This window comes from Fuscibacter oryzae (genome assembly GCF_016765795.1).
Classification (GTDB): domain Bacteria; phylum Pseudomonadota; class Alphaproteobacteria; order Rhodobacterales; family Rhodobacteraceae; genus Fuscibacter; species Fuscibacter oryzae.
In genome coordinates this window covers 487,499-512,298 of the sequence record NZ_JAESVP010000002.1, presented here as the reverse complement: position 1 = coordinate 512,298, position 24,800 = coordinate 487,499, and the positions used below count along the sequence as shown (strand labels likewise).

Annotated in this window: 24 protein-coding genes; 10 read left to right on the top strand and 14 right to left on the bottom strand. The window is 63.2% G+C overall.

Features of this window, described 5'->3' with window-relative positions:
- Window positions 1-33: 33 nt before the first annotated feature.
- From JI744_RS05745 to metA, 3 genes are all read right to left on the bottom strand, one after another.
- Complete coding sequence (locus JI744_RS05745; RefSeq protein ID WP_202658728.1) at window positions 34-648, bottom strand: TetR/AcrR family transcriptional regulator; 615 nt, start codon at window positions 646-648, stop codon at window positions 34-36.
- Window positions 645-1,517, bottom strand: a complete 873-nt coding sequence (ppk2, locus tag JI744_RS05740; RefSeq protein WP_202658727.1) for a polyphosphate kinase 2 — start codon at window positions 1,515-1,517, stop codon at window positions 645-647. The genes JI744_RS05745 and ppk2 overlap by 4 nt, the downstream gene beginning before the upstream one ends.
- Before the next feature lie 80 nt (window positions 1,518-1,597).
- Entirely contained in the window at window positions 1,598-2,521 is a 924-nt protein-coding gene (gene metA / locus JI744_RS05735; protein ID WP_202658726.1) for a homoserine O-acetyltransferase MetA, read from the bottom strand.
- 136 nt (window positions 2,522-2,657) lie between these two features.
- On the opposite strand from metA, the gene JI744_RS05730 reads away from it, so the two are divergent.
- Window positions 2,658-3,353 (top strand): hypothetical protein, encoded by a 696-nt coding sequence (locus tag JI744_RS05730; RefSeq protein ID WP_202658725.1) that lies wholly within the window; start codon window positions 2,658-2,660, stop codon window positions 3,351-3,353.
- Here the strand turns inward: JI744_RS05730 and JI744_RS05725 are convergent.
- The 4 genes from JI744_RS05725 to JI744_RS05710 all read right to left on the bottom strand — a co-directional run bounded on the left by JI744_RS05725 (window position 3,342) and on the right by JI744_RS05710 (window position 7,399).
- On the bottom strand, window positions 3,342-4,205 hold the full coding sequence (locus JI744_RS05725) for an ATPase (RefSeq protein ID WP_202658724.1): 864 nt from the start codon (window positions 4,203-4,205) through the stop codon (window positions 3,342-3,344). The two genes, JI744_RS05730 and JI744_RS05725, sit on opposite strands and share 12 nt — an antisense overlap.
- 48 nt (window positions 4,206-4,253) lie before the next feature.
- Entirely contained in the window at window positions 4,254-5,177 is a 924-nt protein-coding gene (locus JI744_RS05720; protein ID WP_202658723.1) for a DMT family transporter, read from the bottom strand.
- A 121-nt stretch (window positions 5,178-5,298) separates the two neighbouring features.
- On the bottom strand, window positions 5,299-6,399 hold the full coding sequence (locus JI744_RS05715) for an OmpP1/FadL family transporter (RefSeq protein WP_202658722.1): 1,101 nt from the start codon (window positions 6,397-6,399) through the stop codon (window positions 5,299-5,301).
- Between the two features lie 121 nt (window positions 6,400-6,520).
- Complete coding sequence (locus JI744_RS05710) at window positions 6,521-7,399, bottom strand: DMT family transporter (RefSeq protein ID WP_202658721.1); 879 nt, start codon at window positions 7,397-7,399, stop codon at window positions 6,521-6,523.
- Between the two features lie 77 nt (window positions 7,400-7,476).
- Between JI744_RS05710 and JI744_RS05705 the strand changes: the two genes are divergently transcribed.
- On the top strand, window positions 7,477-8,640 hold the full coding sequence (locus tag JI744_RS05705) for a low temperature requirement protein A (RefSeq protein WP_202658720.1): 1,164 nt from the start codon (window positions 7,477-7,479) through the stop codon (window positions 8,638-8,640).
- Window positions 8,641-8,670: 30 nt separating this feature from the next.
- On the opposite strand, the gene JI744_RS05700 is transcribed toward JI744_RS05705, so the two are convergent.
- Window positions 8,671-9,963 carry an MFS transporter gene (locus JI744_RS05700; RefSeq protein ID WP_202658719.1) on the bottom strand — a complete coding sequence of 431 codons (1,293 nt, stop codon included), beginning with the start codon at window positions 9,961-9,963 and terminating at the stop codon, window positions 8,671-8,673.
- Between the two features lie 128 nt (window positions 9,964-10,091).
- On the opposite strand from JI744_RS05700, the gene JI744_RS05695 reads away from it, so the two are divergent.
- Complete coding sequence (locus JI744_RS05695; protein WP_202658718.1) at window positions 10,092-10,688, top strand: nitroreductase family protein; 597 nt, start codon at window positions 10,092-10,094, stop codon at window positions 10,686-10,688.
- A 13-nt stretch (window positions 10,689-10,701) separates the two neighbouring features.
- Here the strand turns inward: JI744_RS05695 and JI744_RS05690 are convergent, their stop codons facing one another.
- From JI744_RS05690 to JI744_RS05675, 4 genes are all read right to left on the bottom strand, one after another.
- Window positions 10,702-10,980 carry a putative quinol monooxygenase gene (locus tag JI744_RS05690; RefSeq protein ID WP_202658717.1) on the bottom strand — a complete coding sequence of 93 codons (279 nt, stop codon included), beginning with the start codon at window positions 10,978-10,980 and terminating at the stop codon, window positions 10,702-10,704.
- Window positions 10,977-11,432 (bottom strand): ribose 5-phosphate isomerase B, encoded by a 456-nt coding sequence (rpiB, locus tag JI744_RS05685; protein WP_202658716.1) that lies wholly within the window; start codon window positions 11,430-11,432, stop codon window positions 10,977-10,979. Before rpiB ends, JI744_RS05690 begins: the two co-directional genes overlap by 4 nt.
- A gap of 11 nt (window positions 11,433-11,443) precedes the next feature.
- The gene (guaA, locus tag JI744_RS05680; protein WP_202658715.1) at window positions 11,444-13,000 is read right to left on the bottom strand and encodes a glutamine-hydrolyzing GMP synthase; all 1,557 of its coding nucleotides are present in this window, start codon (window positions 12,998-13,000) and stop codon (window positions 11,444-11,446) included.
- A 154-nt stretch (window positions 13,001-13,154) separates the two neighbouring features.
- Entirely contained in the window at window positions 13,155-14,207 is a 1,053-nt protein-coding gene (locus JI744_RS05675; protein WP_202658714.1) for an extracellular solute-binding protein, read from the bottom strand.
- A gap of 379 nt (window positions 14,208-14,586) precedes the next feature.
- Between JI744_RS05675 and JI744_RS05670 the strand changes: the two genes are divergently transcribed.
- From JI744_RS05670 to JI744_RS05650, 5 genes are all read left to right on the top strand, one after another.
- Window positions 14,587-15,819 (top strand): aminotransferase class V-fold PLP-dependent enzyme, encoded by a 1,233-nt coding sequence (locus JI744_RS05670; protein ID WP_202658713.1) that lies wholly within the window; start codon window positions 14,587-14,589, stop codon window positions 15,817-15,819.
- Window positions 15,820-15,934: 115 nt separating this feature from the next.
- Window positions 15,935-17,344 (top strand): cryptochrome/photolyase family protein, encoded by a 1,410-nt coding sequence (locus JI744_RS05665; protein ID WP_202658712.1) that lies wholly within the window; start codon window positions 15,935-15,937, stop codon window positions 17,342-17,344.
- A 52-nt stretch (window positions 17,345-17,396) separates the two neighbouring features.
- Window positions 17,397-18,605 (top strand): SAM-dependent methyltransferase, encoded by a 1,209-nt coding sequence (locus tag JI744_RS05660; protein WP_202658711.1) that lies wholly within the window; start codon window positions 17,397-17,399, stop codon window positions 18,603-18,605.
- A gap of 9 nt (window positions 18,606-18,614) precedes the next feature.
- Window positions 18,615-19,055 (top strand): TrgA family protein, encoded by a 441-nt coding sequence (locus tag JI744_RS05655; protein WP_202658710.1) that lies wholly within the window; start codon window positions 18,615-18,617, stop codon window positions 19,053-19,055.
- A gap of 3 nt (window positions 19,056-19,058) precedes the next feature.
- Window positions 19,059-19,946 (top strand): NUDIX domain-containing protein, encoded by an 888-nt coding sequence (locus JI744_RS05650; RefSeq protein ID WP_202658709.1) that lies wholly within the window; start codon window positions 19,059-19,061, stop codon window positions 19,944-19,946.
- A 30-nt stretch (window positions 19,947-19,976) separates the two neighbouring features.
- On the opposite strand, the gene JI744_RS05645 is transcribed toward JI744_RS05650, so the two are convergent.
- Both JI744_RS05645 and JI744_RS05640 read right to left on the bottom strand, forming a co-directional pair.
- The gene (locus tag JI744_RS05645) at window positions 19,977-20,921 is read right to left on the bottom strand and encodes an alpha/beta hydrolase (RefSeq protein WP_202658708.1); all 945 of its coding nucleotides are present in this window, start codon (window positions 20,919-20,921) and stop codon (window positions 19,977-19,979) included.
- Between the two features lie 2 nt (window positions 20,922-20,923).
- Window positions 20,924-21,214 (bottom strand): SCP2 sterol-binding domain-containing protein, encoded by a 291-nt coding sequence (locus JI744_RS05640; RefSeq protein WP_202658707.1) that lies wholly within the window; start codon window positions 21,212-21,214, stop codon window positions 20,924-20,926.
- A 125-nt stretch (window positions 21,215-21,339) separates the two neighbouring features.
- Here JI744_RS05640 and JI744_RS05635 point away from each other — a divergent pair, with 125 nt between their 5' ends.
- On the top strand, window positions 21,340-21,849 hold the full coding sequence (locus tag JI744_RS05635) for a tetratricopeptide repeat protein (RefSeq protein WP_236019260.1): 510 nt from the start codon (window positions 21,340-21,342) through the stop codon (window positions 21,847-21,849).
- A gap of 12 nt (window positions 21,850-21,861) precedes the next feature.
- Window positions 21,862-24,795: a helicase-related protein gene (locus JI744_RS05630; RefSeq protein WP_202658705.1), complete on the top strand. Its 2,934-nt coding sequence runs from the start codon at window positions 21,862-21,864 to the stop codon at window positions 24,793-24,795.
- Window positions 24,796-24,800 lie beyond the last annotated feature (5 nt).

Below are 24,800 nucleotides of genomic sequence, written 5' to 3'. Positions count from 1 at the left end.
AAAACAGGGCCGCCCCATGGGCGGCCTTTTCCGTCAGTTATCGGGCGGCAAAAACCCCAAACCGCGCAGATAGATGCCAATACCGGCCTCCAGCAAATCTTCGGGCGTGTAGGGACCGCGCGACGCAGGCGCGCCCCGCATTGAAAGCTCCACCACGCCATGGCTCATCGCGCGGATATGTGCGGCGACCATTGTGGCAGGTGGGCGGCGACCGGCGGGCAGATTTTGCGACAGAACGGTTGCCGCCCGTTCAATGACGCCATTCGCCCTCTGGGCCAGCGCAGCAATGTCGGGGTGGCCATCAAAGGACAGCCCACTTTCGAACATCGCCATGTAATGGCCGGGGTATTTGCGGGCAAAGGCCAGATAGGCGCGGCCCGTCGCCTCGAACCCGGCCAAGGGGGTCGGCTTTCCTTCGTTCCAGGCATAATCCATCAGGGCGGCGAAAATGTCGAAGCCCTGCCGCGCGACCTCTGCCACCAGATCGTCGCGGCCAGCAAAATGGCGATAGACGGCGGCGGGGGTAACGCCTGCCGCCTTTGCCGCCTCTGACAGGGTAAAGCCCAGCGGCCCCTGACCGGGGATCAGTGTCAGCGCCGCCTCGACCAGGGCTTGCCGCAGGTTTCCGTGGTGATAGCCGGTTTTCACCCCTTGGGCCTCAGCTTTGGGCCGCCGCAGATTTTAGCATCGATCTTGCCGATGGCCGTCTTGTCGCGGCCCTTGTAATCGACCGCGTTCAGCACCGTCTGGATGGCCGCAATCCGCGCGCGCTTTTTGTCGTCGGACAGAATGACCGTCCAGGGCGCGTGCTTGAAATCGGATTTCTTCATCGTCTCGTCGATGACGGCGGTGTAGTCATCCCACTTGCCCAGACCGTCGATGTCGATCTGGCTTAGTTTCCATTGTTTCAGCAGATCCTGTTCGCGGTCCAGAAAGCGGCGCAACTGTTCGGCCCGGCCAACCTCCAGCCAGATTTTGACGAAGACCATGCCCTCTTCGGCGATCATCTGTTCAAACTCTGGCAGTTGGCGGAAAAACTTGGTGCGGGCATCGTCTTTGCAAAAGCCCATGACCTTTTCGATCATGGCACGGTTGTACCAACTGCGGTCAAAGATCGCCATTTCGCCAAGCGCGGGGAACCAGTCGATATAACGCTGGAAATACCATTGCGCTGCCTCGCGCTCGGTTGGTTTCGACAGGGCGACGACATTGGCAACGCGGGGGTTCAGGTTCATGTGCAGCGCACCGATGGTGCCGCCCTTGCCCGATGCGTCGCGGCCTTCGAACACCACGATTACGCGTTTGCCGGTGGCCTTGATGTCGGCCTGCATCTTGACCAGTTCAATCTGCAACGCGGCCATTTGCGCGTCGTAATCCTTGCCCTTGATCTCTTCGCGATAGGGATAGCTGGCGGTCAGGATGTCATCCTTGCCCGCCTTTTCAATGGCCTTGCGCACCTCTTTCGGCGCGCCTTCGCGGAAATAGCGGCTGATTGCGCCGTCGAAAGGCAGGTCCATGGCAGTCCTCCGGTTTTCGGCAGAATAGGGTGGAACCATGGGCCAGCGCAACCAGTGGTCCGGCGAACCGGACCACCAGATTACCGGCCGATATCGGCCAGATCGAAGGGTGTGCCCTGATAGATCTCATTGATCCAGTTGCCGTAAAGCAGATGGGCGTGGCTGCGCCAGCGGTTCAGCGGCGGGCGCGACGGATCGTCCTTGGGATAGTAATTCATCGGCACGTTGATCGGCGTGCCAGCCGCCACGTCGCGATCGTATTCCTGCTTGAGCGTATCGCTCTCATACTCAAAGTGGTTGAAGATATACAGCGCGCGGTGGCCCGCATCTTCCACCAGACAAGGCCCGGTGTCGGGGCTGCCGATCAGCGTGCGCAGGCCGGGGGCTGCGGCAATCTCATCCTCGCGCATTTCGGTCCAGCGGCTGACGGGGATGACGAATTCATCCGAAAACCCGCGCAGATAGGGCGATGTGGGTGCAAGGTTCTGCTGCGGAAAACAGCCAAAGGCCTTGGCGTTCAGCATGTGTTTCTGCACGCCATGGAAATGGTTGATCATTGCCATGCCACCCCAGCACACGCCAAAGGTAGAAAAGACATGAGTCTGCGTCCAGTCCATCACCCGGCACAATTCGTCCCAATAGGTCACCTGTTCGAACGGCAGATGTTCAATCGGCGCGCCGGTGATGATCAGCCCGTCAAACCGCTCTCCGCTGGCCTCGACCTCGGCGAAAGAGCTGTAGAAGGTTTCCATATGCGCGGCAGCGGTATTCTTGGTCTGATGCTCGGTCATGCGGATCAGATGCAGGTCGATCTGCAACGGCGTGGCGCCGATCAGCCGGGCAAACTGGTTTTCGGTCTGGATCTTTTTCGGCATCAGATTCAGCAGCGCGATTTTCAGCGGCCGAATGTCCTGCCGTGCCGCACGTTCGGGCGACATGACCATCACGCCCTCGTTCCGCAGAACGTCATAGGCGGGAAGGGTTTCGGGCAGGGTGATGGGCATGATGATCCTCTGGCAGAGGCACCGGAGGTAATGGGTTTTCGCCTTGATATCAAGCGCCGGAGATATCGGGCGCCGGACGGGCGTTGACCGGATGGGGGGCGTGTAGGATGCTTGCCCGTCCGATGGAGAGGCCGAAATGACCCGCTGCACCCTGACCGCCGTTGCCCTTGTGCTGGCCATCGCCGCACCCGTCGCCGCGCAGGACGAAAGCCCAGAGATGGAGCAGCAGCGTTGCGTCTGGTCGTGCCTTGCCAATTCGCCGGGCAATGACAGCCCCGAATATAACGCCTGCGTCAAGCAATACTGCGAAGACATCGGGGCAGAGGTTGCGCCCGCCGAACCTGTGCCCGCCCCCGCCGAACCGGCCCCTGCGTCAAAGAAACCCACAACCGCCAAGCCGCCGATGAAGCGCCCGGCGGCCCCTGCCTTGCCGGGGCTGGCCGTGGCACCCGATGCGGCGCAAGGCTGGGTCATGGGCGATACGTCAGATGGCAAGGGGCATTATGCCGGAACCAAAGATGCCGCCCTTGGCAGCAGCCTGAACTGGCTATGCGGGCATGGGGTGCAATCGCTGCTGGCACTGGCGCCCTATACGGGCGATGGCAAGGTGGTGGCCACCGTGCAGGGCCGCGCCAAGGAGGTTCAGTTGCAGGTGGAAAACGGGGTCGGCTATGCCCCCGTCGGCTTTGCAGCGCCCCTGTTCATCCACATCGCCGCCGGGCCAGAGGTTGAATTTACCGACAGCGCCGGCAAGCTGTTGGGCCGGTTCACCATGCTGAACGCGCCCACCGCCATCGGACAGGCCGAAGGGCGGTGCCAGTCAGGCACCTGACCGGTCAATCGCCCCGGCGATCAGGGTTTCAAAACCTGCCACATCGCGAACCTGCGCAACCTCTTCTGCCGTGACGGTCACACCCCAGCGCGCCATGGCGGCATAGCGCGGCTGGCGGCTGTCCAGCAGGCGGGCATAGCCAAAGCGCAGGAAGGCGTCGGGGTCGGCCTTGGCTTCGGTCAGGCCGGTGGTGGCAAGGTATTCGTGCCAGACCTGCAACAGGAATTCGGGGCGGTAATACATCGGCTTTGGCGCGCGATCAAAGCGGCGGCAAAGTTCGTCCTTATGCGCGTCGGACCCCTTGATCCAGACCAGCAGCAGGTGCTGCGAAATCTCTCGCATCACCGGATCGGCGGGGTTTTCGGCATCGACCACCTCGCAGATAGACCCCGAGGTGTCGCACAGGAAGTTCGGATAGCCATAAAGGTCATGCGCCCGGTCGATGAAGGGTGTCGTGTCCATCATCGCGGCCACTTCGGCCAAGCGGTGCTGATCCTGACGGCGGCAATATTCGGCAAAGGGCAGGCCGCCCTTGGCCGCATCGCCCGGTTTGCCCAGATAGGTGGACAGCGGGGCCAGATTGTCAAAGGTGATGTTCGACGCGATGAACACGCTGTCCGACATGAGGAGTTCGCGCAGCAGCGGAACCTTCATCGCCTCTCGCTTGAAATTGTCGGCGATATATTCGCCCATGTACCGCGTGCCGATGCGATAATCGACCGAGTAGTGAAACCACCCGCCCGCGCCGCGCAGCATATTGGCCAGATAGGTCTTGCCCAGACCCGACATGCCAAACAGCAGCACCCGCTTGCGCGGGGCCGCCAGATAATCGCTGCCCGAGGTATAGATCATCGCTGTCCCCTGTTGTCTGCCGGGGTGTAGCGGCTTGGGCGGCGGATTTCACGCAGAAAATCGACGGCCGGGCAGGGGGATGCGCCCATCCATCACCAGAAGGCCCAGCGCGATCAGACCAAAGCCCGCCAAGGCGCCGGGGGAAAGCCGCTCGCCAAAGATCAGCACGCCCAGCACGATGGCGACAGGGGCGACCAGCAGCGTCACAAGGCCCAGATTTCCCGCCCCCGCCAAGCGCAGCACGGCGTAAAACAGAATGTAGGCCAGCGCCGAAGCCACCAGCGACAGATAGGCCAGCGATGCCAGAACCGGCAGGGCGGGCAGGGCCGGTGGCAGCCCGTCATTCAGCAAGGCTGCGGGCAACAGCACGACGGCGGCAGCCGTCAGCATTCCCGCCGCACCTACCTCTGGCCGGATACCCTTCAACGCATTGCGCGCAAAGGCCCCCGCCACGGCATAGGAAACGGCTGCGCCAAGGCAGGCCAGTTGCGCGGTTGAACGCAGATCAAACGCGGCCAATGCCTTGGGGCCAACCGCCACAATCACCCCCGCCAACCCTAGTGCCACACCTAAGGCGCGCGCCGGGGTTAGCCGTTCATCAGGGAAAACTGCCGCCGCGACCAGCACAGCGAAAACGGCGGTTGACGCATTCAGAATACCCGCCAGACCAGAGGGGATCTGCGTTTGCCCCCAGACGATCAGGCAGAACGGCACCACGTTGTTCAACAGGCCCAGCACCGCGCAGGTGACCAGCCACTTGCCGCCCTTTGGCACCGGCAGCCCCTTGATCAGCACCCAAAGCCACAGCGCAGTTGCCCCGCCCGCAACCCGCAGCGCCACGATGGTCAAGACCGGCAATCCGGTCAGCGCCTGACGATTGGCGACGAATGATCCGCCCCAAATCAGGGCCAGACCTGCCATCAAAAGCCAGCCGACAGGGGGGATGCGGAGCGAGGGTGTGCTTTGTGCCATGAGCGCAAGCTAGGCGGATCACATCGCCAAGGCGACCCGTTTCTTGTGATGAAAGCCATCACCGCACGGCATAGAAAAACCCCGCGCTTTGGGGCGCGGGGTTATGGTCTGAAACCAGCGTTTAGAAGGAATATGCAACCTGAAGGCCGAAGCCCACAGCCTTGTTGCCCTCGAACCGGGTGCCCGAGGCATCAACCGCATCGCCCAACTGCACATATTCAACGCCGCCGGTTACCTTCATGCTGTCCTTGGTCCAGATCGCGCCAAGGCCAAAGCTTTTGCGCCCGTCGGTCGGCGACAGACGCGAGGCAACTTCGCCATCGCCCGCCTCGTATCCGACACGCGCAAAGACCGACAGATTGTCGTTGATCCGCCGTCCGACGCCCAGTTGATAGCTGATGACATCGTTGGCAAAGCCCGTGACTTCATCGCCCACAACCCCATCATAATAGCTGGGGCGCACATGCCAGGCCGACCATTCCGACCAGCGGACCGAGCCGAACAGCAGCGTGTCCTTGGCAATACCGCTTTGGAAATCAAGCGCGATGCTTTGTGGCAAGGTAATCTCTGTCTGGCTGGTCAGCGTGGCGCCGCCGTTCAGGTTGGCAAAGCTTTCATGCGCGGTAAAGTCATGCGTGATCTCTGACTGATAGGTCAGCGAGGCGCGCAGCGCGATGTCCGGGATCTCGTAAGCCGCACCCACAATATAGCCGAACTGCCCATCGCTGTCGGCATTGGCCACATATTGACCGGCGCCCCCAAGCATCTGGGTCGGAATGCTGATCTCTGCCGAGGACCGCACATAAAGCAGACCACCATAGGCCGAAACCCGGTCGGTCAGCTTGTATTTAAGAAGGCCGGCAAGCTGTTTTGACGACCAGTGCGCCTCCAACCCGGTATAGATGCCCTGACTGTAAAAGGCATCCGCGCCATAGGGTTGGTTGAGGATGATGGCATAGGACAGCTTGTCGTTGATGTCGTCCTTGAAGCTGAACGAAAACGTCGGATAGCCCTTGGCCATGTCGCCGGTCGGGATCGGTCCGGCCAGCGGATGGGTGAAAACGCCAGACACATCCGGCGAGACCGCCGAGGCCCCAAACGTCAGAACGCGCCCTTTGTCGAACAGGGTCGATATGCCCAAAACGCTGCGGTCAATGCCGCCCGCATTCGCGGTTCCCGCAACCAGCCCTGCAACCAGCGCCAGCGAACTCGTGTATTTCATGTAACCTCCCATGCTCCGTCCCATCTCCCCAGGTGGTCCGGCAGCTCTCTCCTGTAGATCAAGGCTATGAACACTTTGTTCACCGATCAATCCATGACGCCGCGTCAGGGAATTGTGAACATCATACCGTGGGTTTTTGGCCGAATTGGGTCCGCAAGTTGACCCAAATGCCCAAAAGAACGACAGCGCCGCCAATTAACACAAAGGGTTCCAAGGGTTCGCCGTAAATCACGGCGGCCAATATGGCAGCAATCGGCAGGCGCAGAAAGTCGATCGGCATGACAAAGCTGGCCGGGGCCAGCCGCAAGGCAGAGGTCAGCGACAGATGCGCCACCACGCCACATAGACCGATCAGGGCCAGCAGGGGGGCGGTGCCCGAATCGGGCAGTTTGACGTGGCCATCCAGTGCGGCGCAGGCCAGCCCCAGCACGAACTGCATTCCGGTCAGCCAGAACAGGATGCCCGTCACGCTGACATCATACGACAGGCGCTTGGTCAGGATAGATGTCAGCGCAAAGAACACCGCAGACCCCGCCGCCGCCGCCAGCCCCCAGCTTGGCGGCACAGCGCCCGGCCGGGTGATGATCAGCACTCCCACCAGACCCAAGGCCACCGAAAGGGCGCGTGAGGCCGTCAGTCGTTCGCCCAAAAACACCGGGGCGAGCAGGATGATCCAGAGCGGCGAGGTGAATTCCAGCGCGAAAAGCTGGGCCAGCGGAATGACGGTCAGTGCCCAGAACCAAAGATTCTGCCCCGCGAAATGCAGCGAATTGCGCAACAGATGCCCGCCCAGCCGACGGGTCGAAACCGTGCGCAACTGCCCGGTTGCCGCCCCCGCCAGAACCACCAGCACAAAGCCGACAGCAGAGCGCCAGGTCAGAATCTCGAACACGTCGTGACGCCCTGCCAGCGCCCGCCCGGCCACGGCCATGACCGTGAAGGCGGCGATAGAGCCGGTCATCCAGGCTGCGGCTTTCAGGTGATTGGCGCGACTTTCCATGGCGAAGCTGTTGCGTTGCTTGCCCGGAATGTCCAGAGCAGGATAGCCTTTGGATGCGAAACAGGAAGGACCGCGACATGCAGCACAACATCTTACGCAGCGCCGATGAGCGTGTTGGCTTTGTCGAGTTGTTCTTCGACCTTGTCTTTGTCTATGCCATCACGCAAATCAGCCATCTGCTGCTGCATCATTTCACGCTGTTGGGCGCGGTCGAGACGCTGTTGCTGTTTCTGGCGGTCTGGTGGGTCTGGATTTATACCACATGGGTCACCAACCGGCTCGACCCCGATCAGACGCCGGTGCGCCTGTTGCTGTTCGGGCTGATGGCGGCGGGGCTGTTCATGTCCATGGCCGTACCGCAGGCCTTTGCCGGGCGCGGGCTGGTCTTTGCGCTGGCCTATTGCGGCATGCAGATCGGGCGCACGCTGTTCGTATGGCGCGCGGCGCAGGGACAGGCCGTGCTGCAACGCACCTATCTGCGCATTCTGGTGTGGTTTCTGATGTCGGCCGTGTTCTGGATCATGGGCGGGCTGGCCGATCACGGCGCGCGCCTTGTGTTCTGGGCGATCGCCTTGGCCATCGAATACACCGGCCCCGCCGCCGGATACTGGACACCCTTTGGCGGGCGTGAAGTTTCGACCAACTGGGAGGTGCGCGGCGGGCATATGGCCGAACGGTCGGGCCTGTTCGTGATCATCTGTCTGGGCGAGACGCTGCTGGTCTCTGGCGCCACCTTTAGCGAGATGGACTGGACCCTGCCGCCGACACTGGCCTTTTTGGGGGCGGTGGCCGGGACGGTTGGGATGTGGTGGGTCTATTTCCACATCGGCCATCGTCGCAGCACCCACCAGATCGAACATGCCGCCGATCCGGGGCGGTTGGCGCGGCTGGCGTTCACCTATCTGCCCCTGCCCATCGTGGCGGGCGTCGTCTTGTCGGCTGTGGGCAGCGAGCTTGCGATTGCACACCCCGATGGCCATTCCGGTTTGCCCGAGATTGTCGCGATCGTCGGCGGCGTGGCGATCTTTCTTGCCGGGAACGGGTTTTTCAAATGGGTTTCGGCGCCCAATTTCCCGCTGTCGCACATGATAGGGCTGGGGTTCTGCGCGGCGCTGGCGGCGGTGTCGCCTTGGCTGGTATTGTGGCAAGTGAATGCGCTGGCGGCTGTGGTGCTGTTCCTGGTGGCGATCTGGGAAAGCAAATCCTGGGCGCGCGGAGCAGCGGCAGAGGGGACAGCTTAGGGCGGCAGAGGCCAGAGGCCCCCGACCGTTTTAGACCGGGGTGGCCGGGCTGGTGACCGAATGGGTGCGCATCGTCTCGACCGCCTCGTCCGGCACGGCGTCCAGCCGGTCGGCCTTGCGCAGAGCAGGGAACATCCACGCCCAAAGCCCGGTGACGCCAAGCGTTCCGATGCCGCCAAAGATGGCCGCCCCCACCGGCCCCAGAAACCGCGAGACGACGCCCGATTCAAACTCCCCCAACTCGTTGGAGCCAGAGATGAACAGGCCAGAGACCGAAGACACCCGGCCCCTCATGTGATCGGGCGTCACAATCTGCACCAGAGTCTGGCGGACATAGACCGACACCATGTCTGCCGCACCCAGCACGGCCAAGGCGGCGACCGACAGCCACATGTTCTTGGACAGGCCAAAGACAACCGTCGCCGCGCCAAAGGCCGCAACCGCCCAGAACATCCGCACCCCGGCCCGCCGTTTCAGCGGCCAGCGCGCCAGAACCAGCGCCATGATCACCGCGCCGACGGCAGGGCCAGAGCGCAGGATGCCGAACCCTTCTGGCCCGACCTTCAGGATGTCGGCGGCAAAGGCGGGCAGCAGGGCGGTGGCCCCGCCCAGCAGAACCGCGAACAGATCAAGGCTGATCGCGCCAAAGATGATCTTTTGCCGCCAGACATAGGTCAGTCCCTCGCGGATCAGTTCCAGCGCATGGCCGGGCTGCCGGACGGGCGTGGTATTGGCGCGCAGGAACAGGCAGAATACGATGCCGCCTGTATAAAGCGCCGCCGCCACACCATAGGCCAGCGCGGTCGATACGGCGCACAGTAATCCGCCGACCCAGGGCCCGACAATCACAGCGCCCTGCCAGGACAAGGATTTGAGCGAGATGGCCTGCGGCATCTCTTCGACCGGCACCAGCATGGGCACCAAAGCCGAGGCGGCGGGCGACAGAAAGGCCCGCGCGGCCCCAAAGATCGCGGCCACGGCAAAGATGTGGCGATAGTCGGGTTGCGGTTCCAGTGCGACGCCAACCAGCAGCAGCACGCAGACCGTTTCAACCGCAAGGCTGATCATCACGATGGTGCGGCGGGAATGGCGGTCTGCCAGCGTGCCAGCCCACAGCGTCAGGCAGAACAGCGGCAAAAACTGCGCAAGGCCGACCATGCCCACAAGGAACGCCGATTCCTCGATGCTCATCGTCGCCCGGCCCAGACCATATATCTGCCAGCCGATGGTGATCGCCTCGATCTGCACGGCGATGTTGACAAGCAGCATTCCCAGCCAGAACAGGCCGAAATCGCGGTGGCGGAACAGGAAATTGGTGCGCATGGATAAGACGTATCGCCTTCGATTGTATCGCGCCACCGCAAGATTGTATCGGTTACATTCTGCGCTTTGGCATTTGCACGGGTGGCAAATCGGCCTAAGTCACTGTTGAGCAGCAAGGAGACCTGTCGATGTCCGCCATCCCGGCCAACCGCCACCCTGCCTATCCTGTGGATGAGATGTTTCCGGCCAGATGGTCGCCCCGCGCCTTTTCAGATGCGCCGATAAGCGAAGCGCAGATGTTAAGCCTGCTGGAGGCGGCCCGCTGGGCGCCCTCGGCCAGCAATATTCAGCCGTGGCGTCTGGTCTGGGGGCTGCGCGGCGATGCAGGCTTTGCCACGATCTTTGACAGCCTGAGCGCCGGCAATCAGGTTTGGGCGGGCAAGGCTGCGGCCTTGGTGGCGGTGGGGTCAAAAAGCACGCGTACCACCAGTTCGGGCGAGGAAGTCCCCAACCCGACCCATGCCTTTGACACCGGGGCGGCCTGGGCCAGCCTGGCATTTCAGGCGCATCTTTCGGGGTTTGTGACCCACGGCATGGGCGGATTCGACAAGGATAAGCTGTCGGGGGCGCTGAATGTGCCGCAAGGCCATGGCCTGCACGCGGTTATTGCCATTGGCCATCCCGGTGACCCTGCCAGCCTGCCCGAAGATCTGCGCAATCGCGAAGTGCCCAGTCAGCGCAAAGCCCTGTCCGCCATCGCGGCGCGCGGGGCCTTTCCCGTTTAGGGTGGGGGCGGGGTTAGTCGCCCACCTCCTCGACCCGGAAATCGCGCAGAATCTGCCGGGTCGCAGCGAACCACGCGCTGTCGCGGGTGCGGGCCTGATGCGCCTCAAACCCCGCGCGGTCGCGGAAGCTTTCCATCACCTCGAACACCATCGGATCGTCGGTTTCGGCAATGTCGAACGACAGACAGGCCGGTTCGGCCCGGCTCAGGCGGATGTGGTCGGCAATATGGGCGATGACCGCCGCGCGTTCATCGGCGGTCATGCAGCGCAATTGACCCCGCAGGCGGATCATCCTTGGCCTTCCAGCGCGGTGATCATGTCAACCCGCGTGGCGTGGCGGCCGCCCTCGAACTGGGTGGACAGAAAGGCATCGACAATCTCCAGCGCCAGCCCTTCGCCGATGACCCGCACGCCCAAAGACAGCATGTTGGCGTCATTGTGCTGGCGGATCATTTTGGCCGAGAAGGTTTCGGAGCAGACGCCGCAGCGGATGCCCTTGACCTTGTTCGCGGCCATCATGATGCCTTGCCCCGTGCCGCACAGGATGATGCCGAACCGGCAATCACCCGAGGCGACCAGCCGCGCCGCCGCCTCGCCATGTTTGGGATAATGGGTGCTTTCGGGCGTGGTCGGCCCGATGTCCACCGGCACCCAGCCTTGGGCGGCGATGTGCTTGGCGATGGCCTGACGCATCTCTATTCCGGCATGGTCGCTGGACAGCGCAACACGGGTGTTGGTGGTCATGGTGCTGGCCCTTATTCCAGTTCGATGGTGCCGGGGGGTTTGGACGTGCAGTCGTAAAAGACGCGGTTCACGCCCTTGACCTCATTGATGATCCGCGTGGCGGTTTCGCCAAGGAATTCATGGGTGTAGGGATAGTAATCCGCCGTCATGCCATCCACGCTGGTCACCGCGCGCAAGGCAAGCGCGTAATCATAGGTGCGCCCGTCGCCCATGACGCCCACGGTGCGCATCGGCAAGATCGCGGCGAACGCCTGCCAGATGTCGTCATACAGGCCATGCTTACGGATCTGGTCGATATAGACCGCATCGGCGTTGCGCAGGATTTCCAGCTTTTCGCGGGTGATCTCTCCGGGGCAGCGGATGGCAAGGCCGGGGCCGGGGAAGGGGTGGCGGCCGATGAAGGATTGGGGCAGGCCAAGCTCGCGGCCAAGGGCGCGGACCTCATCCTTGAACAGCTCGCGCAGCGGCTCGACCAGCTTCAGCCCCATCTTTTCCGGCAGGCCGCCGACGTTGTGGTGCGATTTGATGGTGACCGAAGGGCCGCCGCTGAACGACACCGATTCGATCACATCGGGGTACAGTGTGCCTTGGGCCAGGAATTCCGCGCCTTCGATCTGGTTGGCGTATTTCTGGAACACGTCGATGAACAGGCGCCCGATGGTCTTGCGCTTGACCTCGGGGTCGGAAATGCCTTCCAACTCGCCCAGGAACAGATCGGATTCATCCGCCGCAATCAGCTTGATATTGTAATTGTCGCGGAACATGGCGACGACCTGCGCCGCCTCATCCTTGCGCAGCAGGCCATGGTCAACGAAGACGCAGGTGAGTTGGTCGCCGATGGCCTCATGGATCAGAATCGCCGCGACCGAAGAATCAACCCCGCCCGACAATCCGCAGATCACCTGTTTGTCGCCCACCTGCGCGCGGATTTGCGCTATGGCCTGCTCACGATAGCCCGCCATGGTCCAGTCGCCGGTAAAGCCCGCCAGACGCACGAAATTCTCATACAGTTTCGCGCCCTTGGGGGTGTGATGCACCTCCGGGTGGAACTGCACGGCATAGAAGTTGCGCGACACATCCGCCGTGATGGCAAAGGGCGCATTGGGTGAGGTGCCGTAGACTTGAAAGCCCGGCGCAATTCGGGACACATGGTCGCCGTGGCTCATCCAGACCTGTTCGTTGCCGTCGGTGAACCAGCCATCCAGAATCGACAGCTTGTCTGCACCGGGGGTGACGAAGGCGCGGCCAAACTCGGCGGTGCCATGGCCGCTTTCGACCAGCCCGCCCAGTTGCTGCATCATGGTCTGCTGGCCATAGCAGATGCCCAGAACCGGGACGCCGAAGCTCCACAATGCCTCTGGCGCGCGGGGAGAACCGGGGCGGGTCACGCTGTCGGGGCCGCCCGACAGGATCACCGCCTGCGGTGCAAAGCTGGCAAGAAAGGCGTCATCCACACGGTTATAGGGGTGGATTTCGCAATAAATGTTCAGTTCCCGCAGGCGACGCGCGATCAGTTGCGTGACCTGGGAACCGAAGTCGATGATGAGAAGGCGCTGATGCTGGGTCATGCGCCCGCGTAAGCGATGGGGGCACGAATCGCAAGAGGGCGGAGGGAAATGCAAACGCCCGGATGGCTGGCATCCGGGCGTCTGGCCTGATCTGTAATGTGACCGCAATCGCCCTATCGGGGAGCGCGGCTGCGGCGACCGCGAAAGGTTGCGATCAGAAGCCGGATTTGATCAGCTCGAACTCTTCCAGCATTTTCTGGCGCATCGCGTGGTCAATCGGGGTCTGGGCCAGAAGGGTGGTCGAGATCGGATCAACCTCTGCCTTCTTCAGATCTTCCAGCGGAATCTTGGCCATGGCGGCGTCATTGGTGGACGCATAGCCGATATTGGCCAGCAGTTGCGGTGCGGAAGACTGATCGATGAAGGCGTTGATGTAATCATAGGCCTTTTCTTCCTTGCCGGGGCCGTCCTTCATGTTGACATAGCCGCAGAACCAGGTGGCAACGCCTTCCTTGGGCGAACGCTGAAAGCCCACAGGGAAGTTTTCTGCCTTGAGCAGCGCCACGGCATCGTTCCACGACCAGGCCACCTGCACCTCGCCCGTGGCCATGACGGCCGACAGCTCTGCCGGGTCGGTCCAGTACAGGCGTACGTTCGGATGCACTTCACGCAGCCAGGCGGCGGCGGCCTTGAACTGCTCATCCGTCACGTTGGTCCAATCGGTGACGCCGGTGGCCAAAAGGGCCAGCGACCAGACGTCATCGGTGTTGTCGGGCAAAGCGATGCGCTGCGAATATTTCGGGTTCTTGAACACGTCAAGCGATGCGACATCCTCGGCCGGGACATCCGTGGTGTTATAGGCAATGGCGGTATAGGCGTAGTCGGTCGGAATGTACCAGACGCCGCCATCATCCTTGAAGATCGACGAATTCAGGAAGCGCGGGTTGATATTGGCGAATTCCGGGATCTTGGACACATCCCACGGCTCTATCAGGCCGGCATCACGGTATTTCGATACCATCTGAGAGCAGGGGTGCGTCACATCGGTCTTGAACCCGGTCGAGACCTTCTGGAACGCCTCGTCATCATCGGCGAAAAAGGAATAGGTGGGAATGTCGCCGTATTTGGCGGCATAGGGTTCGATCAGTTCTTGAAGGCCGAAACCGGCCCAGTCGAACACCGTAAGTTCGGCATCTGCCGCGCGGGCGGCAAGGGGGGCCAGCACAAGCGTTGCGGCGGTGGCAAAAAGTAGGGCGGAACGGGTCATGAGCTCTCCTGTTGGTGGAGGCCGGGTCGAATCCCCACGACCGGGCCGGGGTGGCACCGACTTGGCATCGGTCGCCGATTGCACGAGCGAAGAATGCCGATGGCGCGGAGCGATGCAAGGGGAAGTCTTGAAAATCGTGATCAAATTTGTGCCTGACGTCGGGTTGTTGCGCCGGGCGTGCCGTATTTGAGGGCACAGGCATCTGGGGGTTTACAGCCGCTGCGGTGCTGGCTAGGCATAGCATGTTGATCGGGCTAGCCCCGACAACTGTCGCCCGGCGCAAGAAAAAGCCGAGGTGGCTGGCTGGAAGACCTGCCGCGACGGGACCGATCCCTTCGTGGGGTCGTCATCCCTTACAGGCACTGATGTAAGGAGGCCCATGGCCATGCTTGATCTGAATTTTGTCCGGGCGCAGTTCCCGGCCTTTTCCTCCCGTGTTCTGTCCGGCCATGCGTTCTTTGAGAATGCGGGCGGCAGCTATCCCTGCAAGCAGGTGGTAGAGCGGCTGCACCGCTTTTATACCGACCGCAAGGTGCAGCCCTATGCGCCCTATCCCGGCGCGCAAGAGGGCGGGGCAGAGATGGATGAGGCGCGGACCCGTCTGGCCGCGCTGATGAGCGCCAAACGCGAGGAGGTGTCGTTCGGCCCCTCGACCACGGCGAATACCTTTGTGCTGGCCAATGCGGTGCGGGTCTGGCTGCGGGGCCAGAATGCGGCAATCGTGGTGACCAATCAGGACCACGAGGCGAACAGCGGCCCGTGGCGGCGGCTGGCGGATGAAGGGATCGAGGTTCGGGAATGGCAGATTGACCCGGCCACCGGGCATCTGGACCTGGCCGGGCTGAAGGCGCTGTTGGCCGATGGCAAGGTGCGGCTGGTCTGTTTCCCGCATTGTTCCAACGTGGTAGCCGAGATCAATCCGGTGGATGAGATTTGCGCCATGGCCCGTGCTGCGGGCGCGCGGACGGTGGTGGACGGGGTCAGCTATGCACCGCACGGGTTGCCGGATTTTGCGGGACTTGGCGCGGATGTGTATCTGTTCTCGGCCTATAAAACCTATGGGCCGCATCAGGGCATCATGCTGATCGGGGAAGCGTTCGGGGCGGAACTGCCTGTTCAGGGCCATTGGTTCAATGCGGGCACGCTTTACAAGAAATTCACCCCCGCCGGGCCGGACCATGCCCAGATCGCCGCCTGCGCCGGGATGGCTGATTACATCGACGCGCTTTACGGCCACCACTTCGCGGGCGACGCCCCGGCGGGCGAGCGCAATGCCCGCGTGCATGACCTGATGCGCGCGGCAGAGGTCGAGGCGGTGGCCCCCTTGCTGGACTATCTGGCGGGCCGCAATGACCTGCGGCTGATCGGGCCACGCGACGCGGCGGCCCGTGCGCCGACCGTTGCCGTGGCGCTGCACGGCGCGGCAGAGCCAGTGTCCGAAGCGCTTGGGCGCGAAGGCATTGCCTGCTGGGGCGGCGATTTCTATGCCGTGCGCCCGTTGGAGGCGATGGGGGTTGATCTGCAAAAGGGTGTGCTGCGGATGAGCCTGACGCATTACACCAGTGGCGAGGATGTGCAGCGGCTGATCGGGGCGCTGGATCGGGTGCTGTAAGGTAAGGGGGCGCTGCCTCCCTCGGGCCTTGCGGCCCTCACCCCCGGAGTATTTGGAAAGGTGCAAATGATCCGGGGGGCAAGGCATTGCGTATCATGGGAAAAAGGAGGAAAGGATGGCTGAACCCCTGATCCTGTGGTTCCGGCGCGATTTGCGGCTGGGTGACAATCCGGTGTTGGCGGCAGCGCTGGCGACGGGGCGGCCCGTGGTGCCGGTGTTCGTGCTGGACCCGGAAACCGAGGCGCTGGGGGCGGCGGCAAAGCAGCGGTTGCAGATGGCGCTGGCGGCGTTTGCGGCGGCCTTGCAGGGGGTGGGCAGCCGGTTGATCCTGCGGCGCGGTCCGGCGCTGGAGGTGCTGGAACGGCTGGTGGAGGAGACCGGGGCAGCAGGCGTGATGTGGAGCCGCGCTTATGACGCGACCTCTCGCGTCCGCGATCAGGTGGTGAAGGCGGCGCTGAAGGCGCGGGGGCTGTTGGCCGAAAGCCATGCGGGCTTTGTGCTGCACGAGCCGTGGACGGTGGAAACCGGGCAGGGCGGGCCCTATCGGGTGTTCACCCCCTATTGGCGGGCGGTGCGGGCCTTGCCGGTTGCGCCAGAACTGCCTGCGCCGGTGCATCTGCCGGGGCCGGAGCGCTGGCCCGACAGCGCGGCTTTGGCGGACTGGAACATGACCTGCGACATGCAGCGCGGCGCGGTGGTTCTGGCGCGTTGGCAGTCGTCCGGAGAGGGCGCGGCCTTGGACCGGCTGGCCGGGTTTGCCGAAGACCGCATGGCCGCCTATGCGGCGCGGCGCGATTTCGTGGCCGAAGACGCAACCTCTGGCCTGTCGGAACATTTGACCTATGGCGAGATTTCGCCCCGCACGCTGTGGCACCGGGGCAGGCGCGCGATGGAAGAGGGCAATCCGGGGGCCGAGACCTTCTTGAAGGAGCTGGTCTGGCGCGAGTTTGCCTGGCACCTGATGTATCATTATCCGGAACTGGGGCAGGACAACTGGAAGGCCGACTGGAACGCCTTTCCCTGGCGCGGTGACAATGCCGATGCGGAAAAGTGGCGGCGTGGTCTGACCGGCGAGCCTTTGGTTGATGCCGCGATGCGCGAGATGTTCGTCACGGGGCGCATGCACAACCGCGCGCGGATGATCGCGGCCAGTTATCTGACCAAGCATCTGCTGACCGATTGGCGCGTGGGCCTTGACTGGTTTGCCGAATGCCTGACCGATTGGGACCCGGCGGCGAATGCGATGGGGTGGCAATGGGTTGCGGGCTCAGGCCCCGATGCCTCGCCCTATTTCCGCATTTTCAACCCTGCGACGCAGGCCGAGAAGTTTGACCCCGAGGGCCGCTATCGCCGCCGCTGGATTGCCGAAATGACGCGCAACCCCGGTGCCGAGGCACTGTCTTATTTCGATGCGGTTCCCAAAAGCTGGGGGATGGACCCGGCGGCCCCCTATCCGATGCCCCTGATCGATCTGGCGGCAGGGCGCGAACGCGCGCTGGAGGCGCTGAAGCAAGGAAAATCTTGAGAAGCGCGGGAAACTCTGGAATCCTGCGGTGATCACGCCTTGGGGGGGTGCGATGACCGTGTTCACAACGACAAAGGGCCAGACCGGCCTGCCACGTTACTTTGCTGCGGTGTTCGAGATTGCAAAGGGTCTGAACCGTGGGCGGCTGGATTTCGTGCTGCCCGATGGCCGCCGCTTTCGCGCCGAAGGGCGCAATGCCGGAGGGGCGGCAGAGATTGTCGCGCATGCGCCCGATGTCTTTGCCCGCCTGATCCGCGAAGGGGATCTGGGGTTCAGCGAAGCCTATGTTGAAGGCGAATGGTCCAGCCCCGACCTTCAGGCCTTTCTGGATCTGATCCAGCAGGGCAATGAAAGCGTTTATGACGGCTTTCCCGGTCTGGGTCTGGTACGCATGTACGAAAGAATGCGGTTCTGGTTGCAATCGAACAGCAAGCGGCAGGCAAAGAAGAACATCGCCTATCACTATGATCTGGGGAACGAATTCTACCGGCTGTGGCTGGATGAAACGATGACCTATTCCAGCGCGCGTTTTGTGACCGGGCAGGAAAGCCTAGAGCGGGCGCAGGTGCAGAAATACGCCGCGATGGTTGATCAGATGGGCGCGCGGCCCGGCGACCATGTGCTGGAGATCGGCTGCGGCTGGGGCGGTTTTGCCGAATATGCCGCGAAAGAGCGTGGGCTGCGGGTGACGGGCCTGACCATCAGCCAAGCCCAGCACGATTTTGCCGTGGCGCGGATGGCGCGGGCGGGGCTGTCGGACCGGGTTCAGATCAAGCTGCAAGATTACCGCGACGAGACCGGCAGCTATGACGGGATCGCCAGCATCGAGATGTTCGAGGCGGTCGGCGAAAAATACTGGCCCGCCTATTTCGACACGCTGCATGACCGGCTGCGACCGGGCCGCAATGCGACGCTTCAGATCATCACCATTTCAGACCAGCGGTTCCAGACCTATCGCAAGCAGGTTGATTTCATCCAGAAATACATCTTTCCGGGGGGGATGCTGCCCTCTCCCGCCGCGCTGCGGGCCGAGATTGCGCGGGCCGGGCTGCGGTTGAAAAGCCATGTCGAATTTGGCCAGAGCTATAGCCAGACGCTGCGGCGCTGGCACGATACTTTCAACAGCCGGTGGGATGAGATTGCACGGCTGGGGTTTGATGACCGTTTTCGCCGGATGTGGAATTTCTATCTGACCTCTTGCGCCGGGGCCTTTGGTGGGGGCAACTGTGATGTGACACAAATTACCATGACCCGGCCCTGAGGAGCCTTTATGCCCACCGCCTCGAAATTGGTTGCCGCCATTCTTTTTGCCATCGTCGGGGCGATTGCCGCCCATCTGTTCCTGCCGACCCTGCCCGAAGGCACGCCTCCGGGGTATTTGCGTGAGGTTTCAGCGCTGGTGGGGGTGGTCTGGGGATGGCGGACCATGGGGCGCCGCGTGGGCAAGGGTATGGGAGAGGCGGCGGGTTCTGGCATCGTGACATCGGTCGTGATGCTGTTCTGGGTGATGCTGCTGTTCTCGATCTATCTGATGATCCATCGCTCCATGCGGCAGCTTTACGATGGTCCGACGGATGCGCTGCTGGGTGTGCTGACGATCATGTATGATTATGGCCACAATCTTGCGGCGCCGGCGACGCCGGTCGCGCTGATCGTCGGCGGGATCATTGCAGGATGGCTGACCGAGATTGCCTATAAGCGGCTGGGTTGACCGATGAAGGCTGACTGGCGGCAAGGCGCGCTGCGCCACGAGGCGGTTTTGCGCGCTGTGCTTGGGCGTGAGGGCGCTGACGATCTGGCGCGCGTGCAGTTTTATCTGGCGGTCACAGGCGGGGCCGATGATCTGCCGGTGGCAGAGCTGGCGGCGACGGCGCTGGATGTGATGGCGCTATACGGCTTGAAACCCGCTGCCGAGGTTGCGGCGCGGCTGGGGATGGTAAAGGTTCGCGGTGCCGCGCGGGCGCGGGCGGTAGTGGGCGCGCCAGCGGCGCTGCGCAGCCCGCGCCAGCCGCAGGATGTGCAGGTTTCGGCCCGCAGCGAGCCCTATGCCCGGTTCTTTGCCGTTGAGGAATACGACCTGTCGTTCCGCCAGTTTGGCGGCCAAGCCAGCCCGGTTGTGACGCGGGCGGTGTTTCTGTCGGGCGATGCAGTGACGGTTCTGCCCTATGATCCGGTACGAGACCGCGTGCTGCTGGTTGAACAGTTCCGCAGCGGCCCTTTCGGGCGCGGTGATGCCAACCCCTGGCAGCTAGAGGCGATTGCCGGCCGCATCGACCCCGGAGAAACGCCCGAACAGGCCGCCCGGCGCGAGGCAGTGGAGGAGGCGGGCCTGACACTGGGCGCGCTGGAGACGGTGGCGGGCTATTACCCCAGCCCCGGCATCTGTGCCGAGTTTCTGTATTCCTATGTTGCGCTGTGTGATCTGCCCGATGGCAGCGCCGGGGTGTTCGGCGTGGCAGGCGAGGCAGAGGATATTCGCGGCCACCTGATCGGATTTGACGATCTGATGGCGCTGGTGGGTTCGGGAGAGGTGGGTAATGCGCCGCTGATCCTGACCGCGCTGTGGTTGCAGCGAGAGCGCGGGCGTCTACGGGAGAAATAGGGGGGGCTTTTGCGCGCGCAGGTGTGGCGGTCAGCGGTTGGCGTCGAACAAAGCGCAGGCGGCATCGAAGAACCGGGCGCGGGTGGTGGGGGTTTCCATCATCACCTCATGCTCGCAAGCCGGATAAAGATCGAGCCGCCCTGACGGCCAGGCCGCCATGCGGGCGTGGATCGGCCCGGCATCGACGATCTTTTCCTGCAAACCCAGCGCACAAAGTGCCGGAACGGCGGGCGAGGCGCTACGCCCCAGCGACAGGCATTCGACCAGCGCCGCCCGCAGCCAGCCAAGGCTGGGTCCGCCCAGCGTCAGGTCTGGATGCGCCTTGCCTTGGGTCACCATATAACCCCACATCGCGGAATCGGTGGTCAGAGTGTTGCCGGCGAAGGGGGCTGCAAGTACATATGACGCCTCGCCCGTGCCGGGCGTATAGCGCCCGCCTGCGCCGACAAACCGTGACAAGGTTGAAACGGTCAGCGCCACGGGCCGCATCCATGCGGCCATAAGGATGCCCCACATCGGGGCAGAGAAGGCAGCCGCCTTGAACGGCAGACCGCGCAGCAAGGCCCGCAGACCGATGCAGCCGCCCATCGAATGCGCGATCATGTAAAACGGTTCGGGCAGGCCCACGGCGCGGGCATGAGCCAAGGTCGCATCCAGATCACGCTGATATTCGTCGAAATGTTCGACATGGCCAACCAACCGGTCAGGCATGGGGCGGTCGGCCAACCCTTGTCCGCGCCAGTCGATGGTCAGCATGGCATAGCCGCGCGCGGCCAGATCGGTTGCGGCGCGGCCATATTTTTCGATATACTCGGTGCGGCCGGGCAGCAGGATGACTGTGCCCTTCGCCCCATCGCACGCCCACCAGCCGACGCGAATGCGCGCGCCGTCATAGGTGACAATCCAGTCCGCGCGCCCCCCGGCGGGACCGTCGGCCACATCTTCGAACAGCGGCGCGGGCGATGGGGTGTTCAAGGTCAACCCATCGCCGCGCCAAGCTGCATGGCAAGGCCCATGTTGCCATCGACCGAGAGTTTGCCGGTCATGAAGGCCATTGTCGGGTTCATCTCGCCTTCCAGAATCGCGCGAAACACTTCGCCGGTGGCGGTCAGGGTCACATCGGAGTCGCCATCTTCGGCGCGTACGCCGGCGCTATCGGCAATAATGCTGCCTTCGCCGGGAATGACAAATTTGGCAATACCGCCGCCAAAGCCCGCGGGCATCTTGCGTTGCAGGGCCGCAACTGCGGTATTGATCACTTCGCTCATCTGTCTCTCCATCGTGAAAGTGCCGGGCTGGAATTTCTCGCCCAATGCGTTACTTTCAAGTTATGCGGTTCCGGGTTCGGTTACACAATCATATCGTTGCGGCAGTTTTGCCGATCTTGCTGGCCATGACGGCTGCGGCCCTTCCTGCCATGGCCGATCCGTCGCGGCTGGACAGTTTGTTCGAGCGGTTGCGCGCCTCGAATGATGCCGATGCCCGCCAGATAGAGCGAGAAATCTGGATCGAATGGTCGAAATCCGGCTCTCCTGCGATGGATCTGTTGCTGCAACGCGGGCGTGACGCACTGGAGGCGGGCGATACCGAGGGGGCGATTGCCCATCTGACGGCGCTGGTCGATCACGCGCCCGACTTTGCCGAAGGCTGGAACGCGCGGGCGACGGCCTATTACAACGCGGGTCTGCTGGGCCCGTCGATCCATGACATCGGCCGTACGCTGGAACTGAACCCCCGGCATTTTGGCGCGCTGTCGGGTCTGGCGATGATTTTTGAGGAGTTGAAGCGCCCCGAAAAGGCGCTGGAAGTCTATCGCAAGGTGCTGGAGATTGATCCCCATGCCGAGGGCGTGCCCGATGCGATCACCCGGCTGACCGCCGAAATTCAAGGCCAGGACCTGTAAGGACGCCACCCCATGGACGCCAATGCGCGGGTCACGGCCGTTCTTGGGCCGACCAATACCGGCAAGACTCATTACGCGATCGAACGGATGCTGGGGCACCGCACCGGGGTGATCGGCCTGCCGCTGCGGCTGCTGGCGCGCGAGGTTTATGACCGCATCGTCGCGCTGCGCGGCCCGTCGGTCGTGGCGCTGGTGACGGGCGAAGAGCGGATCGTGCCCGAACGCGCCGCCTATTGGGTCTGTACGGTCGAGGCGATGCCCCTGGACATTGGGGCCGATTTCGTCGCGGTGGATGAAATTCAGCTTTGCGCCGACCCGGACCGCGGCCATGTGTTCACCGACCGGTTGCTGCGGGCGCGGGGTTGGCACGAAACGCTGTTTCTGGGCGCCGAATCCATGCGGCAGGCCATCGCGAATCTGGTGCCCGGCGTGCAGTTCCTGAAACGCGAGCGGTTTTCGACGCTGACGTATTCAGGGTCGAAAAAGATCAGCCGGATGCCGCCCCGGTCAGCGATTGTCGGGTTTTCGGTGGAAAACGTCTATGCGATCGCCGAGCTGATCCGCCGCACCAAGGGGGGCTGCGCGGTGGTGATGGGGGCGCTGTCGCCCCGCACGCGCAATGCGCAGGTGGACCTCTATCAGAATGGCGATGTCGATTATCTGGTGGCGACCGATGCCATCGGCATGGGGCTGAACCTGGATATCAAGCATGTGGCCTTTTCGGCGACAGCCAAGTTTGACGGGCGGCGGATGCGCGGGCTGTTCCCGCAAGAACTGGCCCAGATCGCGGGCCGGGCAGGGCGGCATACCGAAGACGGCACCTTTGGCGTGACCGGCGAGGCGCGGCCCTTTGATGAGGAAACCGTCGAGGCGATTGAAAACCACCGCTTTCCGCCGGTGCGCAAGCTGCACTGGCGCAACCATGATCTGGAATTTGGCACCGCCGAGCGCCTGATAGCGAGCCTTGAGCGCCACACAAACGACGAATGGCTGACCCGGGCGCGCGATGCTGATGATGTGGTGGCGCTGAAGGCGCTGTCGGCCATGCCAGAGGTGCGTGACAGGCTGACCGGCCCAAAGCGGGTGCAATTGTTGTGGGACGTGTGCCGAATCCCCGATTTTCGCAGCGTGTCAGAGGCGGACCATGCCGCCCTGCTGGCCCGCATTTTCGACTTTCTGGTCGGGCGCGGCCTTGGCGGGGGCAGGGTGCCTTCGGACTGGCTGGCCAAGGCCGTGGCGCGCATTGACAAGCCGGGTGGCGACATTGACACGATTTCCAAGCGATTGGCCTATATCCGCACCTGGACCTACATTGCGCAGCGGAAAAACTGGGTCGAAGACGAAAGCCATTGGCGGGGCGAGACGCGCGCGGTAGAAGACCGCCTGTCAGATGCGTTGCATGCAGCCCTGACCCAAAGATTTGTAGACCGGCGGACAAGCGTTCTGCTTCGCCGGTTGAAACAGAAGGAGACCCTCGTGGCCGAGGTGAATGACAAGGGTGAAGTGACGGTTGAAGGCGAATTCGTCGGCCGTCTGGAAGGCTTCCGCTTTCAGCAGGATGCTTCCGCTTCGACGGATGAGGCGAAGACGCTGCGGCAGGCGGCCTATCAGGCGCTGAAGCCCGAATTCAGCCTGCGGGCGGACCGTTTTTACAACGCGCCCGATACCGAGATGGACTTTACCGAGCAGGGTGGCCTGATGTGGGGCAATTCTGCGGTGGGCAAGCTCATCAAGGGGACCGAGCCGCTGAAACCGGCGGTCGAGGCCTTTGTCGATGAAGAGGCCGGACCCGAGGTTGCCGAAAAGCTGCGCCGCCGGTTGCAGCATTTCATCGACCGCAAGGTGGCCGCGCAGTATGAACCGCTGCTGGCGATGGCGCGCGACGAAACTCTGCAAGGGCTGGCGCGTGGCTTTGCCTATCGGCTGGCTGAGGGTCTGGGCGTGATCTCGCGCGAGGCGGTGGCGGCCGAGGTCAAGGAACTGGATCAGGATGCCCGCGGTGCCCTGCGCAAGCATGGCGTGCGGTTCGGGCAATATACCGTGTTCCTGCCCGCGCTGCTGAAACCCGCGCCCACACGGCTGCGGCTGGTGCTGTGGTCGCTGTGGAACGGTCTGTCGGAATTCCCCGAAAGCCCGCCGCCCGGCCTTGTGACCATACCGAACATCGCCGAGGTGCCGAAGACGCATTACACGCTGTCGGGCTATCACCCGTCGGGCGCCCGCGCGATCCGCATTGATATGCTGGAACGTCTGGCCGACATCCTGCGCCAGAAAGACAGCCGCGCGGGGTTTGAAGCCACGCCGGACATGCTGTCGATCACCGGGATGACGCTGGAACAGTTCAACGACCTGATGGGCGGTTTGGGCTATAAGGGCGAGAAAGCCGAACGCGCCAAGGTGAAGGCCGTTGCCGCCGCGCCGGTCGAGGTCGTGGTTGACCCCGAAGCGGTGATCAACCCGATCCCTGAAGAGGTATCCATCCTTGCGCCTGCGCCCGAAGAGGCCCCGGCGGAAGAGGCGGCTGCCGAAGCGCCGCCCGAGATGGAGGTGTTCTACACCTTCACCTGGGCGCCAAAGCCCCGGTTCCAGCGCCCCGAGCGCGGCCCGCGCCCCGAACGCGCGCCCCGCAAAGAGGGGGATGCCCCGCGCGCGGATGCGCCCCGTGGTGACGCTCCGCGTGGTGACCGGCCCCCGCGCGAAAAGCGCGAAGGCGACCGTGGCCCCCGCCCCGAGGGCGAGCGTCGCGGCCCGAAACCCGAAGGCGGCAAGCCGCAGGGCGACCGGGCGGATCGTGGCGGCGACCGCAAGGGTGGCGGCAAGTTTGACCGCAACCGCGACCGCGACAACAAGCCGAAATCGTTCGAGGCGCGTCCTCCGCGCCCCGAAAAGCCGATTGACCCCGATAACCCCTTTGCCGCCCTGCTGGCGCTGAAGGGCAAGGTCTAAGGCCG